The organism is Bartonella sp. AU55XJBT (assembly GCF_028618525.1).
On sequence record NZ_JAQITC010000006.1, the window covers coordinates 33458 to 49900 of the forward strand.

Sequence of the window (16443 nt, forward strand, 5' to 3'; positions counted from 1 at the left end):
GAGACGATTGGGGCGGCGATATGAAACTTAAATTTAAACAACAAGAATTTCAAAATGATGCGGTTAAAAGCGTCATTGGTTTATTTAAAGGCCAACCACAATGGGATTCTTCTTTTTCCTTGCTTTCAGAACAAGGACAATTAGCGTTAAAGGAATTTGGCTATGGTAATCAATTATTGATTAGTGATGAAAGCATATTAGCAAATTTACGAGAGGTACAACAGAACAATAAACTTTTGGCGAGTGAGACGTTAGAGCAAAAGCAGTTTTCTATTGAGATGGAAACGGGGACAGGCAAAACTTATGTCTATAGCAAGACGATTTTTGAGTTAAATCAACGCTATGGCTTTACCAAATTTATCATTGTTGTACCAAGTGTTGCTATTCGCGAAGGGGTATATAAATCACTGCAGGTAACGAGGGAGCATTTTCAAGCAGAGTTTAATAATCTACCCTATCGTTATTTTATTTATAATTCAAAAGATCTTTCGCAAATTCGCCAATTTGCAAGCTCGACCAATATTGAAATTATGATTATCAATATTGATGCATTTAAAAAAGCAGAAAATATTATCAACCTTCCGCAGGATAGACTGAATGGCGAAAGTGCTATGCGCTATATCCAAGACACAAATCCGATTGTGATCATAGATGAACCGCAATCGGTGGATAATACAGCAAAAGCGAAGGAGGCTATTGCAAGCCTTAACCCACTTTGTGTTTTTCGCTATAGTGCCACGCATAAAGATGAGATTAATCTTTTATATCGTTTAACACCTGTTGATGCTTATCAAAAAGGACTAGTGAAGCAAATTTGTGTCTCTTCTAACCAGATAGAGCAAGATTTTAACCGTCCCTATATTGCCTTGAAATCCGTATCCCACGAACATGGCTTTAAGGCGCGCTTAGAATTGGATATTGCGGGAAAGAATGGCACTGTTAGCCGCAAAACAGTTACAGTGAGGCAAGGCGATGATCTGTATCACGTTACGGGCGGGCGTGAGCTTTATAGGGGTTATATTGTTTCGGGTATTAATTGTATGGCAGGGGATGAAGCTGTTGAATTTTCTGATACTGAAATTGTCAAATTTGGCCACGCGCTTGGTGATGTGAATACAATAGAGCTTAAACGCGCGCAAATTTATCGCACGATAGAAACACATTTAGATAAGGAATTGCGGCTTGTGCCTTTAGGGATTAAAGTTTTATCACTTTTTTTTATTGATGAGGTGGCTAAATATCGTAGCTCTGATGAAGAGCCAGCACTTTATGAGCGTATGTTTGAAGAATGTTATGAAGAGTTGTTGGCGAAAGAGAAATATGCCTCCTTGCGGACTAAATTTGCTCAAAATGTTCGAAACGTGCACGGCGGTTATTTCTCACAAGACAAGAAGGGTGTGTATAAGGATACAAAGGGCGACAGCCAAGCTGATGATGACACTTATAACACGATTATGCGCGATAAAGAGTGGTTATTATCTTTTGCATGCCCTTTGCGTTTTATCTTTTCGCATTCGGCTTTGAGAGAAGGCTGGGATAATCCAAATGTATTTCAAGTGTGCATGTTGATTGAGCAAAAATCGAATTTTACTACACGGCAAAAGATTGGTCGCGGTTTGCGCTTGTGCGTAAACCAACAAGGTGAACAGGTGGAAGATAAAGATATAAATGTGCTGCATGTCATGGTGAATGAAAGCTTTGCTGAGTTTGTGAGTACATTGCAAAAAGAATTAGAGGCGGATATTGGTTATAAACTTGGTACATTGCAGATGGAGCAGTTGGTTGGCCGTGTTTATGAAGATGTAAAATATGTTGCCGCTAAAGTGGAAGTATCGCAAGCACAAGAAATTGTTAAAACACTTGTTGCAAAAGATTTGATTGATGAGTCGGGTGCCGTTAAAGTAGATAAAGATTTAGTGGCGAGCGAATTTGAAGCTATAGGGGCGGAGGAAATGTCATGCGAATTGCGTCAAGAAATTGTGAAAAAAATTGACGCGGGCGCGCTTATTAATGTTGAGACACTGCAAGATGTGACTTATGTGACAGCTGTGACGGAAAAAAAGATTCTGTCTCCGCAAGAGGCTGCTGATATATTGGTTGAGTTGCGTGAAAAAGCTTTGCTTACATCAGCAGGAAAAATCACAGATACATTAAAAGCACAATGTGCGGCTGGGACGTTGGATTTAAGTGAACGTTTTAGTAAAGGGCAAAAGCGGGCTGTGCTGCAGGCGCTAGAAGCGAGCCAAGCTATGCCGATTCGTAATGCTACGCGCGAGGTGCGGGTTAAGCTTAAAAAGCAAACAGTGGTTTCGCCCGAGTTTTTGGACTTGTGGGAGAAGATCAATAAAAAGACCACTTATCGTGCAAAGTTTGATCGCACAGAGTTTGTCGCCAAAGCAGTGGATGCAGTGGAAAAAATGGCGCCAGTTGCGCCTGCGCATTTGGTTTATCAAACAGCAGAGATAGAACTGGATAGTGCTGGTGTGACCTATGAAGAGCAATTATTAAAGCAGAGTGCGCTTGATTATAGTTGGTGTGCATTGCCGAATATTGTACATTATTTGACCTTAAAGCTGAAATTAACCGCAAAGACAATTATTGGTATTTTGATAAAGAGTGGTCGTGAGCATGAATTTGTGAAAAATCCACAAGCTTTTTTAGAGCGCATAGAAGAAATACTCGATAAAACCCATGTTAATCTTACAATTGATGGCATCAAATATTTAAAGCTGGTTGGGCAAGAATATAGTGTGCAAGAGCTTTTTACCAGTGAAGAGCTTGTGGCGAATTTAGAGCGTACAGCTGTTGCGAGTGAGAAGAGTGTGTATGATCATGTGGTTTATGAAAGCAGTGTGGAGAAAGAGTTTGCACAAAGTCTTGAAAATGATCCTGAAGTCAGATTGTTTTTTAAACTGCCAAGAAGTTTTAAAATAGCCACTCCCATAGGTTCTTATACGCCTGATTGGGCGGTCTTTTTAGAGCGGGATGGCGAACAAAAGCTTTACTTTGTGCTAGAGACAAAAGGGGCGAACAGCGAGTTTGATTTACGTCTTAAAGAAATACTGAAGATTAAATGCGGCAAAGCGCATTTTGCCGCGCTGCGAACGAGTGTTGCGTTTAACGAACAGCCGGTGACAAATTGGCGTGAATATAAGCGTACTTTGCCAGAAGGGGAGCGTGAGTTTTCAAGTGCTGCGGTGGTTGTTGCAGAATGATTGGTGCATGAAATACTTAACGTGAGTGCGTGGGGAAGAGCAAAGCTTTTTATATCAAGATGATAAATTGATAAAAGGTAGCTACAAAATAGCTATAATGTGTACTTTATTCTAAATTTAATTGTTTTCATTGAATACGGGAGGTAAAGTTATGAAAACTAAAAGTATGTATAAACCACTGAAAAAAATCAAATTAAGCGGGTTGATGTTGTTGCGCTAAACGTCTGAGCAAGTAAGCAGAAAATGGCTTCTCGAGGCACTTTTACGAATTGAGGTTTTAAAATATATAAAGCTGGCGGCAAAAAAGCTGCTAGCTTTATAGCTTTTGGATATATTAATGACGATAGATTATGAAGTTAAAAAGCTGCTTTATGGCTGTGCGGCAATGAGCGGGGTTCGGCTAATTACAGGTTCCTTCCATGCTTTCTTTTTGTTGTCTATGGGCGTTAGTATAACACAGTTAGCTTTATTGCAAATTGTGTTTAGCGTGGCTATTTGTATTTTTGAAGTGCCTTGCGGGATTTTAGGAGATAAAATCGGCGTTAAACAAAATGTTACCTTATCATGTATCTTTTTTTCGCTCTTCTTCTTTTTATGTATCTACGCGCCTAATCTTTCTGTCTTAATTCCGGCAGAAATTATTTATGCTTTAGGCTTTGCTTTGTGTTCTGGCGCTGATAGCACATGGATTAAAGGTTTAATCGATGGTGGTGGTTACAAGGGTAGTTTGATCTATCACCAAGTAAACGCTTATAAGCGAGAACTGACAGCATTCATGAATACGGTTGCTGGTGCGCTAGGTGTCCTTATTGTTTTGTGTATGGATAATTATCAGTCGGCATATTATTTTTGTTCTTTCGGGTTTCTCGTGCTTGTATTCTTTTTTAGTCGGGTGAGGGGGATAGGTATTGCATCCGTTTCGGGTAGTCAGTCAATAGACTCGGGTTCTTTGTTGCATGCAACAGAAGCTTTTTCTCATTTAGTTACCTCAAAAATCGGGTTATATTATATATTGATATGTGGTTTTATTGTTGCCGCATTGCAGCCAATATTTCATTTTTGGCAACCTTTTATTTTGGGACAAACAGGAGTATTAGACAACGCAACGGGAAAGACGAAAATTCTTATTCTTGGTTTGTGCTTTGTGTCTTATACTTTCGTAAAATACTTATTTAATCGCTTTGTAATTAAATATCTTATGCACAAATATGCTCCTATGGCGATAACTTTGTGCTCACTCGTCCTGAGTGCTGTTGTTATGCTTGCGCTGCTTCTCGTTGCAAACAGTTGGGCCCCTATTATTTTATTCACCGTATTTCACAGTTTTTTTTCTGTCCCTATGACGCAGTTTGAAGCAGAATTTTTTAAACATATTCAACAAAAGAATGCAAATACGGTTTTATCCATTGTTAGTTTTCTTGCACGTATTTTTGGTATTTTAGCGCTTGTGCTGATTGGTTGGTTGGCGAAGAGTGTTTGTATAGAAGCGGCTTTTTGTTTCGCCTTGCTTTGTATATGTTTCGTTATCCCGCTTAATTTGGCCTGGCTTTATACGGATAAAAAGTGAATAAAAGATGAGAGGGGTTGAGGGTGAAGATACAGTTGAATAGGGTCTTGCCTATGACTTACATAAAGACACAGGAAAAAATAGTATGTGAGTCATCTTATATGGATTTAGTCGAAATTAATAGCTGTCCATCGTTTTTAGGAGAGATGCTTACCGATTTGAATGCGTCAAATAATTGTGCTGCTTATTAGTCAGAAATATCGCGAACGAGCATAACAAAGTACCTGCGTTTTCTGACAACTCGGTCGGCTTTGTTTTTTTACATATGTAAGCAGCGGGTAAGAGAAGGTTAGCACTGGTGTATGACTTGCAGTACCAAAAGTTTTATTAAAAATACTAAAAATGGATGTGCAAGACGAACAAACACTTGCTGAGGATCTTTTATCAACGACTGTAGCTGCTTGGGGGCATAATATTGTATAAAAAAACGCATGGCATGAGGTCCAAAAAACGCATAAAAGTGCATTGCACTTCTCAGAACTGCTCATTTCCTTTTAGTTTAATGAGTGCTCATTATGCATCCTTTAGGCAAGACTTGCGATGGAAGGACTTTACGGAAAAAATCAATGCGTTTTATTTAAAAGATTCAAGCTTAATACGTTCTTCAATAGGGAAGGGTATTTCACAATGTTTGTTGTGATGAAGCAATTGCTCTCTCTTGGCATGCCACTGGCTGTTGGGTTTATCTCGCAGATGATGATTTCCTTTACAGATGCAGCGCTTGTGGCGCATTTAGGTGTTCAAGCCTTAAGTGGTACAATGTTAGCTCTGAGTCTGTTTAGTTTTGTGATGTTGTTGGGGCTAGGGATTATTACTGCGGTTGCACCAAAACTTGCGGAAAGTTTTCGCAGACAAGATAGATATGCATTGAAGGCGTGGTTTGATCAAGGAATATGGCTTTCCCTTTTGATTGGAATGATGAGTGCAATCATTTTACTCAATACGAGGAATATTTTGTGTCTTCTCGAACAAGATGAGACAATTGCTAAGATAGCGCAGGAATATAATAGTGGTGCTGCTATAGGGGTGGTGTTTTTTTATCTTTATGTAAATAGCCGTGGATTACTTTCAGCAATTGGTCATCCCAAGCCTTTAACTTTTGTTATGCTTGCAGCTATCCCTATGAATTTTCTTATTTCTTGGCTGCTTATTTTTGGTATAGGTCCTGCAAGCGGATTAGGTGTCTTTGGTGCTGGAATTGCGAGTAGTTTGATCCGTATTTTGATTGTTATGGCAGTGGCAATCATTCTGTCCCACAATTCTGCTTTTCATTCCTTTCACTTTCATTATTTGCGACCAAAGTTTGAGATTTCACGAATCATAAAATTGCTGTTCGTAGGATTTCCCATTGGTATACGTATTCTTATTGCGGAAGGTTTTCCTTCTGTCATTGCCTTCATGATTACAGCTTTTGGGGTTGAAGCTTTGGCAGCACATACGATTGGAATGCGTCTTGATATGCTTATTTCTGTGGTGGCTTTGGGTATTTCTAGCGCAGCCGCGACAATAGCAGCGTGGTATAGGGCAGATGGGAATCATATGGCTCTAAAACAGTTACGTATGAATGTCACAATTTTTGCTATAGCTTATGTCTTGTTTTTATCAGGGGGTGTTTATTTTTCTTATGAATTCATTCTTTCAATCATCTTTGACATTTCTTCAGTCCACGTTATTGTTTTCTCTTGGGAGTTGCTTCCGTTTATCTTATTGTCTTTTGCTTTTGGCACTTTAGGAGCCATGCTCAATGGCATACTTATGGGTTTGCTTGATACGTTTTGGCCAACAATTGTTGTAACAATAAGCTATTGGGGGATAGGCTTATTTGGGGGAGCTCTCATGGCACATTTTTTTGAATATGGCTTTATTGGCTATTGGCTTGGCATGATTGGTGCCAGTTTAATCGTTTCTCTCTTTAATTATATGCGCGTGGGGTATTTAATAAAACGCAATCCTATGTTTGGGGCGGGATGAGATTGAGGCGGGAATTAGTTGTTGGTGGCTATGAATGCGGGATTTTTGGCTTGTGCTGGGAGTGTTTTTGCGTGCATAGACACATTTGTGGAAAGTGCTGCGATTCAACATTATTCAAGCTTATTACGAGTTTAGTCATCACTTTTTTTACGCCGAGGTTTCTCAAGGGCTTTAATTGCTTTATCAAAATCAGTTTCGGCATGGTCTTTGACAATCTTTGCTGTGATTGTGCCAGAATTTTGTAAAATATTTCGCTGCTCAAGCTCAAGGAGCTTACCTAATTGTTTTGCCCAATCTTCCATAGTCATTGGTATTTTTCGCTCTGCGCGGCTCTCTACTAAATCAAGATAAGCATTAACAATTAAGCCAAGCTGCTTAAGTTCATCTTGTGTTAGGTCGTTTTTAGCAATTGTGATATCGGTTTTTACAATTTTACTATGTGGAGAATTCTCCCACGTTGCTAAGCCCATATGTTCTTTTTTGCTGTCTGCTCGCTTAAACATCAGTTCATCTGCTGTTTGTCCGTGCACAGCGAAATGCATACTTATTCTGAACTTTTGCGAAAAACTCGTGTGTCGTTGGCGCATCTTTGTTATAATCTATACTGGTTGTATAAATATGTGTAATTTTTTGATACCGTTTTCACTAAGGCGAATTTCTCTTATTTCAGCGAGTAAATGTTCTAAATAATCTTCATTAAGAGTCATGCCGTTCTCAAGGTGCTTTTTGTCTATGACATAGCTTCTAATTGCAAAATCACGTAATATTTGCGTTGCCCATTGTCGAAATTGTGTCGCGCGTTTGGAATTAACCCGATATTCAACAGCGATAATGGCATCGAGGTTATAAAATTGAGTATTATAGTTTTTACCATCAGAGGCAGTTATCCGGAAAATCCGGATAACTGAGTTTTCATCTAATTCTTGAGTTTCAAATATATTTTTTAAATGTTTTCTGATTGTACGTACATCTACGCTGAATAACTCTGCCATGAGCTTTTGACTAAGCCAGATTGTATCATTTTCATAGCGAACTTTAATGCTGTCTTCACCAGCTTGTTGAGTGAAAATCAGAAATTCAGCAGTGCTATTGCGGATGGTTAATTTTTTAGGGGGCATCTGATACCTTCTTAAAACGCGTCTTTTGCTGCTGAATGCTACGAGTTTTCTGTTGGCTGTCAAACGATATTGGCAAAAGGCTAAGGACAATAATTCACGCTCGTTTGCACTGTTTATATAAGAAGAAGATTAGCACGCGATATATGACGTGCAGTACCATTTCCCCATCATGTTTGATACAATCAGCAGCTTAGAATGATGATAAGAACGATTTTGCTTTGATAGACGTTATATATTCTATAAAAATTAAGTTGATTAAAATATTTTTTGTGACATTCATGCATGGGATGGTACCATAATAGCGGGGCTTGATTGTGTTTTAAGTTGGTGTGTTATGGCTGTGAAAAATGGTAAACAAATAAAAAGTAAGGGTTCTAAGCCTGTTTCTGGTTTTCTTAAAAACTTGCGGGGTGTAAACAATTGGGAACAAGTTTTACAATGGCTTGCTTTCCGTAATGTAGAAGATATTGAGTGTATTACGCCTGATCAAGCAGGTGTGCCGCGTGGCAAGATGATGCTTTCTAAAAAATTTACATCGGAAACATCATTAGCGCTACCTTCAGCGGTTTTTATGGCAACAATTTCAGGAGATTATCCTGAAGATGGTCATGGCTTTGAATATCCTAAAACTGATGGTGATTTGCGTCTTGAGCCTGATTTATCTACGCTAAGCATTGTGCCATGGGAAGATGCTCCAACAGCACAGGTGATTTGTGATCTTGTATATCAAAATGGAGAGGTCGTTGATTATACACCACGAAATGTTTTGCGAAAAGTAGTCAACTTTTATACGCAAATGGATCTAAAGCCGGTTGTTTCACCAGAAATTGAGTTTTATTTAGTCGAGAAAAACCCAGATCCTGATTATCCTTTAGTTCCTCCTGTTGGTCGTTCTGGACGTTCAATTGGTGGGGGGCAAGGGTATTCGATTGCCGGTGTGAATGAATTTGATGAGTTCATTGATGATATTTATCATTTTTCGGAAGCGCAAGGATTGGAGATTGATACGCTTATTCATGAGGAAGGGGCCGGTCAGTTTGAAATCAATTTACGCCATGGTGATCCGATTGAATTGGCTGATCAAGTTTTTATGTTCAAACGTACAATTCGTGAAGCAGCACTTAAACATAATATGTATGCAACTTTTATGGCTAAGCCCATTCAAGGACAGCCGGGTTCTGCTATGCATATTCACCAATCAGTCGTTGATAAGAAGACAGGGATGAATATTTTTACGCAGGAAGATGGTGGAGAAAGTATTTATTTTCGCTATTTTATTGGTGGATTACAAAGACATATGGCAGGGGGACTTGTCATGCTTGCGCCTTATGTCAATTCTTATCGACGTCTTATGCCGGATGTTTCAGCACCTGTTAATTTGCGATGGGGATACGATAACCGTACCACAGCATTTCGTGTCCCTCGCTCTGCTCCTCAAGCGCGGCGTGTCGAGAATAGGCTTCCTTCGTCAGATGCGAATCCTTATTTAGCCCTTGCTGCTTCTCTAGCGTGTGGTCTCATTGGTTTACAGCAAAAAATTGAACCGGATGAGCCAACAACAAATAATGTGAATGCTGATAATATTGAGTTACCGCGTGGTCTTATTGAAGCGGTTAATTTATTTGAACAAGATACAGAAATACGTGCTATTCTAGGAGATGTGTTTGTCAGTACTTATGCTGCGATCAAACGACAAGAGTTTGAAACTTTTATGGAAGTGATTAGCCCGTGGGAGCGCGAATATCTCTTGCTTAATGTTTGAGGTTTATCACGATGATTGGCTCTAATCCAATTTCTCCAGGAATTTCTTGGTATGAAGATACTTTAGAAGAACGCCCCTCTTATCCTTCTTTTTGTGAAGATAGACAGTGTGATGTGGTCATTATTGGGGGGGGATTGACAGGCCTTTCAGCTGCTTATCATTTAGCGAACACTGGAGTGGATGTTGTTTTATGTGAAGCATCACATTTTGGGGATGGAGCTTCAGGGCGCAATGGTGGACAATTGGGAACGGGGCAACGGCAATGGGTTGAAACGTTAGAGAAAAAATATGGTTTTGAGCGCAGTAAAGTGCTATTTGATTTAGCAGAAGAAGCTAAAAGAGATATTTTATCTTTATGTGCAATGCCTGATTTTCAATGCGATTTTATGGCAGGACAGCTTTCTGTAACCCATAAAAGGCGTGAGCTTTTCTCTTATCAACGGCATATTGAGACGATGCAGCGTTATGGCTATCACGCGCTTACTTTTATGGATAGGGCTGAAACATCTAGGCGACTTGGATCGTCTTTTTATTGTGGTGGTATTTATGATGCGGATACCGGCCATATAAATCCCTTAAAATTGATTGTTGGGTTGGCAAAAAGGGCTAAAGATGCTGGTGCTAAGCTTTATGAGAAGACACAAGTAACAACCGTGAAGAGCAAGGGAGCTCTTTGGAATGTAATAACAGAAAAAGGGAGTATAACAGCAGAGCATGTTTTACTCGCAACGAACGGGTATAAACTTGGTTTGCAGCATTTTGTTCAGAAAAATATTGTTTCTATTCGCTCGTATATTGGAGCAACGGAACCATTACCAAAGAACAGTTCAATCCTCGCAGGCGGTGAATCAGTTGATGATTCCCGTTTTATGGTGCGCTATTTTCGCAAAAGCATCGATAATCGTCTCTTATTTGGTGGTGTAGAAAGTTACAATAATCAGAATCCTATAAATTTAGATGTACGTATAAAACGGCAAATTGCTGAAATTTATCCTCAATTACACTCTATCAATCTCAGCCATCGTTGGGGGGCAACGGTTGCCATCACGGTTGAGCGTATGCCTTATGTTCGCCAACTTTTCTCAAGGATGACTTATTGTGGCGGTTATTCAGGGCATGGCGTTATGCTTGCTCCTTTTATGGGAAAATTGTACGCAGAATGGTTGACAGGGAATCATGAACGTTTTGCTTATTTTCAGGACTTAAAGATTTCATCTTTTCCGGGAGGAAGCGTTTTGCGTTATCCACTTATATTTTTAGCAATGCGTTGGTTTTCTTTAATGGATCGCCTTTAATAGAAACATTGATTGAAATGTAGAAAATTAATGGCTTATTTAGTATCTGTCTGCTTTAATGATGGAAGCTTTTATAAGTAATATGGGATTTCATAATCGAATAGAAAAATAAATAAGTTCATGGCGCGTAAAATTACTCCAGTTTCTTCTTTTGATTGTATTGTTTTTGGTGGCAATGGTGATCTGGCTTCACGCAAACTTTTGCCGGCCTTGTATCATTGCCAGTGTGTTGGGCAATTTAGTGAGCCAACACGTATTATTGGCGTTTCGCGCACTTCCTTAAGTCGTGAAGAATATCAAAATTTTGTCCAAGCTTGTTTAGAAAAACATATCCATCCAAAAGATCTCAATTCAACTGAACTCCATCGCTTTCTTGCACGTTTAACTTACGTTTCTGTTGATGTTTCCTCAAACCGAGGGTGGGAGGATTTAGCCCTTTTTTTGTCACAAGATTCAGCAGATATTCGAGCTTTTTATTTGGCTGTTGGTTCGTCACTTTTTGCTGATATCGCGATGAAGTTGGGGAAAAGCAATTTGGTAACACCACAAACACGAATTATCATTGAAAAACCAATTGGTTGTGATGCAAAAACAGCGGTTTGGCTTAATGATGCATTTGCAAGTGTTTTTAATGAAGAACAGATCTTCCGCATTGACCATTATCTTGGGAAGGAAACTGTCCAAAATTTAATGGCATTGCGATTTGTGAATACACTTTATGAACCGCTATGGAACGCGAACTATATTGATCATGTTCAGATAACCGTTGCTGAATCTTTAGGGTTGGAGGGGCGTACAGAATATTATGAGAGTACTGGTGCTCTACGCGATATGGTTCAAAACCATATGCTGCAGCTTCTTTGTTTGGTTGCGATGGAAATACCATTTATCAACAGTGCCAATGCTGTGCGTGATGAAAAACTTAAAGTTTTGCATTCTTTAACACCTCTTGATGTGCATAATGTAGAGCAGAACACTGTGCGTGGGCAGTATCTTGCTGGTTTATCAAATGGTATATCTGTAGAGTCTTATTTTGATGACTTGGGAAGAGAAAGTGAGAGCGAAACATTTGTCGCGCTTAAGGTTAAGATTGATAACTGGCGTTGGGCCGATACACCTTTTTATTTAAGAACAGGTAAGCGCATGTTCACGCGAATGTCTGAAATTGTTATCGTATTTAAACCTATTCCTCATAATATTTTTGATGTGGATTTAGATGAAATTTTTTCTAATCGGCTTGTTATTCGTCTCCAACCGGATGAAGGTGTAAAACAATGGTTGATGATTAAGGATCCGAGTTATGGCGGTATGCGGTTTCGTCATATTCCATTAGACATGAGTTTTGCTTCTGCATTTTTTGAACGTAACCCTGATGCTTATGAACGTTTATTAATGGACGTTATTCGTGGAGATCAAACACTCTTTATGCGTCGTGATGAAGTTGAGGCTGCTTGGCGTTGGATTGATCCAATCATTGAGGGGTGGGAAGCAATAAAACAGCCTGTTCATGGTTATAGTGCTGGTTCATGGGGTCCCACTGCTTCGACAATCCTTATGGAACGTGATGGACGTATATGGAACAATTTAATTTAGAGCAGTAAGTATGTATAGAATGAATATTGACCGTTTAAATTTTGAAACACCCACAACTCTTGCTTTAGCATTGGCTGACCGTGTTGCAGCAGAGCTTAGTATAGCTGTTTTAGAGCGCAAGCGTGCGATTTTAGCTGTTTCTGGTGGTAAAACGCCAGAATTGTTTTTTCATTATTTATCAAAAGCAGATATTGATTGGCAAAATATCATTATCACTTTGGTTGATGAACGTTTTGTCCCTGCGCACGATGAACGTTCAAATGAACATATGGTACGGTGTCATTTATTACAGAATTTTGCTGCAAAAGCACGTTTTGTAGGGCTTTATCATAAAGCAATTACTGCTGAACTTGCTGCTTTTTCAGCAGCAAATCGTATTAATAGTTTGCCTAAACCCTTTGATGTTGTTGTTTTAGGAATGGGGATTGATGGACATACGGCTTCCTTTTTTCCTGATGCTGATCGTCTAAAGCAAGCACTTGATCTTCGAACACAAGCACTTGTTCTACCACTTCATGCAAAAAGTGCCATTGAGCCAAGACTCTCTCTAACGCTGCCAGTTATTATGCAATCTCGTTGCATTATTCTCCATTTCGAAGGTTTTCAGAAACGCGATTGTTTTGAAGAAGCTTGTCAAGATGGGTCTGAAATAGAAAAACCGGTTCGGGCGATTTTGCGTAATTCTCCTCATCTTGTGCAGGTTTATTGGTCGCCTGCAGAAAATGAAATAAGTGAATTAAAATATGAGAGACAAGGTGAATAGAAACGCACTCTCTCTTTAATGAATGAGGGGGAGCATCAATGAAGGGGGGAAGTAAATATGGCACTTTCCAAGACAATTGCCACAGTTACACGAAGGATTTATGAACGCTCTCGACCTACACGAGAAATTTATTTAGATCGTATCGCGAACGCACAGACTCATCGTCCCAAGCGGAGTTTTTTGGGATGTGCTAATCAGGCTCATGGTTTTGCTGCTTGTGGTGCAATAGACAAAGAGCGTTTGAAGGGAAATATCGTTGGGAATATTGGCATTATCACGGCATATAACGATATACTTTCAGCACATCAACCTTTTGAAAAGTTTCCTAACTTAATTAAAGAGGCGGCCCGTATGGTTGGTGGTGTTGCACAGGTAGCAGGGGGTGTTCCTGCGATGTGCGATGGTGTTACGCAGGGAAATGCGGGGATGGAGCTTTCCCTTTTTTCGCGTGAAGTGATTGCAATGGCGACAGCTATAAGCTTATCACACGATGTCTTTGATGCAGCATTGTATCTTGGGGTGTGTGATAAAATCGTCCCCGGTTTATTGATTGGTGCACTCACATTTGGTCACTTACCAGGAATTTTTATACCCGCTGGTCCTATGACAACGGGGCAAGGTAATGATGAAAAAGTAAAAATACGTCAACTTTACGCGGAAAATAAAATAGATCGCCAAATATTGCTGGAATCAGAAGCCCGTTCTTATCATGGTCCAGGGACATGTACATTTTATGGGACTGCTAACTCAAATCAGGTGATACTGGAGATGATGGGGCTGCATATGCCGGGAGCTTCTTTTGTCAATGCGAATACACCGTTGCGTGATGCTTTAACAAAAGAAGCTACAAAGCGTGTACTTGAAATGACCGATCTTGGTGATCATTATAGACCACTTGGTATGATCATTGATGAGCGTTCTTTTGTGAATGCCATTGTAGGATTAAATGCAACAGGAGGCTCTACCAATCATACGATTCATTTGATAGCTATCGCTGCGGCTTGCGGTATTCAATTGACATGGCATGATATTGCAGAAATTTCATGCCATGTGCCTCTTTTAGCGCGAATTTATCCGAATGGTTTGGCTGATATCAATCATTTTTATGCAGCAGGGGGTATAGGATTTATTATTCGTGAGCTTATTGAGGCCGGTTTAGTGCATGAAGATGTTGCTACAGTTTTTGGTAAAGATCTCAATGCTTATGCAATTGAAGCAAAGCTTTCTGCTGATGGCTGTGTGGTGCGTGAAGCAGCTCTCAAGGAAAGTGGTGATCATAAGGTGTTAGCAGGTTGGAAAAAACCATTTCAACCGGACGGTGGCCTTCGTGTTTTATCGGGAGATTTGGGAACCGCTATTATAAAAGTTTCATCTGTTAAACCAGAATATTGGCAAATTAAAGCACCAGTCCTTGTCTTTAATGATCAAGAGGAGCTCCAAAAATCTTTTCAATCTGGAGCGTTACATGATAAAGATTTTATCGCTGTTATTCGCTACCAAGGACCAAAAGCCAATGGTATGCCAGAGCTTCATAAATTAACCACTATTTTAGGTGTTTTACAAGATCGTGGTCAAAGGATAGCATTGATAACGGATGGTCGTATGTCCGGAGCATCAGGAAAAGTTCCTGCTGCGATCCATGTGACACCAGAAGCTTTGGATAATGGTCCCATTGCGCAGTTGCAGGATGGTGACATTGTTTTCCTTGATGTTCATGGGGGAAAATTAACTCTTTTAGAGGATTTAGAAAAATTTAACGCGCGAACAATCACACCTCCAGATCTTTCAAAAAATGAACAAGGTCTTGGACGCGAACTCTTTCGTGTTTTCCGTCAATCGGTTAATCGTGCAGATCAAGGGGCATCTGTTTTTATGACATGAGAAATGCAAAAAGAAACAAGGCGAACCATATACAATGAAATCATGAACAATGAATTATTACAATTCTTAGAATTTTGGTATAGGAAGATTGTGTAATCGGGCAGCGGCTTTGAGTGTATTAACCATAAGCATGGCAATTGTCATGGGTCCAACACCTCCTGGAACAGGGGTGATTGCGGCAGCTTTTTCTTTTACGTTTTCAAAATCGACATCCCCAACAAGACGCGTTTTTCCTACACCTTTTTCTGGCGCGGCAATGCGGTTAATACCAACATCAATAACAATTGCGCCATTTTTCACCCAGTCTTTTTTAATCATTTGTGGGCGGCCTACAGCCGCTACGAGAATATCGGCGCTCCGACATACATCATCAAGGTCACGGGTACGACTATGGGCAATTGTCACAGTAGCATTGGCCGCTGTTAAAAGAGCAGCCATAGGTTTTCCCACAATATTAGAGCGTCCAACAACGACAGCATCAAGTCCAGATAAATCTCGCCCACAATGTCGTTCAATCATCATCATAGCACCAGCGGGTGTGCAGGGAATAATAGCATCTTCAAGTGCATTTGCTGCGAGTTTTCCTACATTGATATAATGAAAACCATCAACATCTTTTTGGAAAGCAACAGCTTGCGTTATGCGGTTTGTATTGATATGGGCGGGGAGAGGAAGCTGTACCAAAATACCATGAATTTTTGGATCAGAATTTAACATTGCAATAAGTTGAAGGAGCTCTTTTTCTTGCGTTTCTTTGGAAATAACATGTTTGATTGAAAGAAACCCACATTCTTCAGCTTTTTTATTTTTTGAGGCGACATATACTTGACTTGCGGGATCGTCTCCAACGATAATAACAGCGATACTAGGTTGTATATTATAGTTATTGCAGAGTTTTGTGGTTTCAGCCTTAACTTTCACAATAATCTCTTCAGCAAGTTTTTTTCCGTCGATAATATTATTCATGAGAGAGATCCTTTCGGTAAGGCTGTTTATTTTTTTGTAAAGCATTTTCTAATAATACGATAGAGTTTTATAGCAATATTTATAGGGGAACGGTGAGAATGGTTTGATAATGTTGTGGATTTATAGTTTTAGAAGACTTTTAAATAATTGCTTTATAAAGAAGCAGCAATATTACTGTTTAAATAAACTTTGGATAAAGAACAAAAATGATGAAAATACAAAATGGATATGGTGAATTATAGGGTTATAAAAAGTCTTTTAATGGATTATTTAAGTTTGTTTTTAATCTGTTACTAGGGGGATTCGTGTAGA

At 39.5% G+C, this 16443-nt stretch carries 10 protein-coding genes and 1 pseudogene; 8 read left to right on the forward strand and 3 right to left on the reverse strand.

Going from position 1 to position 16443, the window contains the following annotated elements; translation table 11 throughout:
- Positions 1-20: 20 nt before the first annotated feature.
- The 3 genes from PVV70_RS04305 (at position 21) to PVV70_RS04315 (ending at position 6753) form a co-directional block, all read left to right on the forward strand.
- Positions 21-3215: a DEAD/DEAH box helicase family protein gene (locus PVV70_RS04305; RefSeq protein WP_273758065.1), complete on the forward strand. Its 3195-nt coding sequence runs from the start codon at positions 21-23 to the stop codon at positions 3213-3215.
- A 337-nt stretch (positions 3216-3552) separates the two neighbouring features.
- A complete protein-coding gene (locus PVV70_RS04310) occupies positions 3553-4782 on the forward strand; it encodes an MFS transporter (protein WP_273758066.1) in 1230 nt (409 codons plus the stop codon).
- A 627-nt stretch (positions 4783-5409) separates the two neighbouring features.
- Positions 5410-6753 carry an MATE family efflux transporter gene (locus PVV70_RS04315; RefSeq protein ID WP_273758067.1) on the forward strand — a complete coding sequence of 448 codons (1344 nt, stop codon included), beginning with the start codon at positions 5410-5412 and terminating at the stop codon, positions 6751-6753.
- 131 nt (positions 6754-6884) lie between these two features.
- Here PVV70_RS04315 and rhuM read toward each other — a convergent pair whose 3' ends face one another.
- Together rhuM and PVV70_RS09805 are read right to left on the reverse strand one after the other, a co-directional pair.
- The gene (gene rhuM / locus PVV70_RS09800; RefSeq protein ID WP_404977259.1) at positions 6885-7295 is read right to left on the reverse strand and encodes a RhuM family protein; all 411 of its coding nucleotides are present in this window, start codon (positions 7293-7295) and stop codon (positions 6885-6887) included.
- Positions 7261-7871 (reverse strand): annotated as a pseudogene (locus tag PVV70_RS09805) (virulence RhuM family protein). Before PVV70_RS09805 ends, rhuM begins: the two are co-directional and overlap by 35 nt.
- A gap of 334 nt (positions 7872-8205) precedes the next feature.
- Here PVV70_RS09805 and PVV70_RS04325 point away from each other — a divergent pair.
- The 5 genes from PVV70_RS04325 to edd all read left to right on the forward strand — a co-directional run bounded on the left by PVV70_RS04325 (position 8206) and on the right by edd (position 15165).
- Complete coding sequence (locus tag PVV70_RS04325) at positions 8206-9633, forward strand: glutamine synthetase family protein (RefSeq protein ID WP_273758068.1); 1428 nt, start codon at positions 8206-8208, stop codon at positions 9631-9633.
- An 11-nt stretch (positions 9634-9644) separates the two neighbouring features.
- Positions 9645-10928: an FAD-binding oxidoreductase gene (locus tag PVV70_RS04330; RefSeq protein ID WP_273758069.1), complete on the forward strand. Its 1284-nt coding sequence runs from the start codon at positions 9645-9647 to the stop codon at positions 10926-10928.
- Between the two features lie 120 nt (positions 10929-11048).
- Positions 11049-12521: a glucose-6-phosphate dehydrogenase gene (zwf, locus tag PVV70_RS04335; protein ID WP_273758070.1), complete on the forward strand. Its 1473-nt coding sequence runs from the start codon at positions 11049-11051 to the stop codon at positions 12519-12521.
- A 10-nt stretch (positions 12522-12531) separates the two neighbouring features.
- Positions 12532-13284 (forward strand): 6-phosphogluconolactonase, encoded by a 753-nt coding sequence (gene pgl / locus PVV70_RS04340; RefSeq protein WP_273718948.1) that lies wholly within the window; start codon positions 12532-12534, stop codon positions 13282-13284.
- A gap of 57 nt (positions 13285-13341) precedes the next feature.
- Positions 13342-15165 carry a phosphogluconate dehydratase gene (gene edd / locus PVV70_RS04345; RefSeq protein WP_273758071.1) on the forward strand — a complete coding sequence of 608 codons (1824 nt, stop codon included), beginning with the start codon at positions 13342-13344 and terminating at the stop codon, positions 15163-15165.
- Positions 15166-15231: 66 nt separating this feature from the next.
- On the opposite strand, the gene folD is transcribed toward edd, so the two are convergent.
- Entirely contained in the window at positions 15232-16131 is a 900-nt protein-coding gene (gene folD / locus PVV70_RS04350) for a bifunctional methylenetetrahydrofolate dehydrogenase/methenyltetrahydrofolate cyclohydrolase FolD (RefSeq protein WP_273758072.1), read from the reverse strand.
- Between the last annotated feature and the right edge of the window lie 312 nt (positions 16132-16443).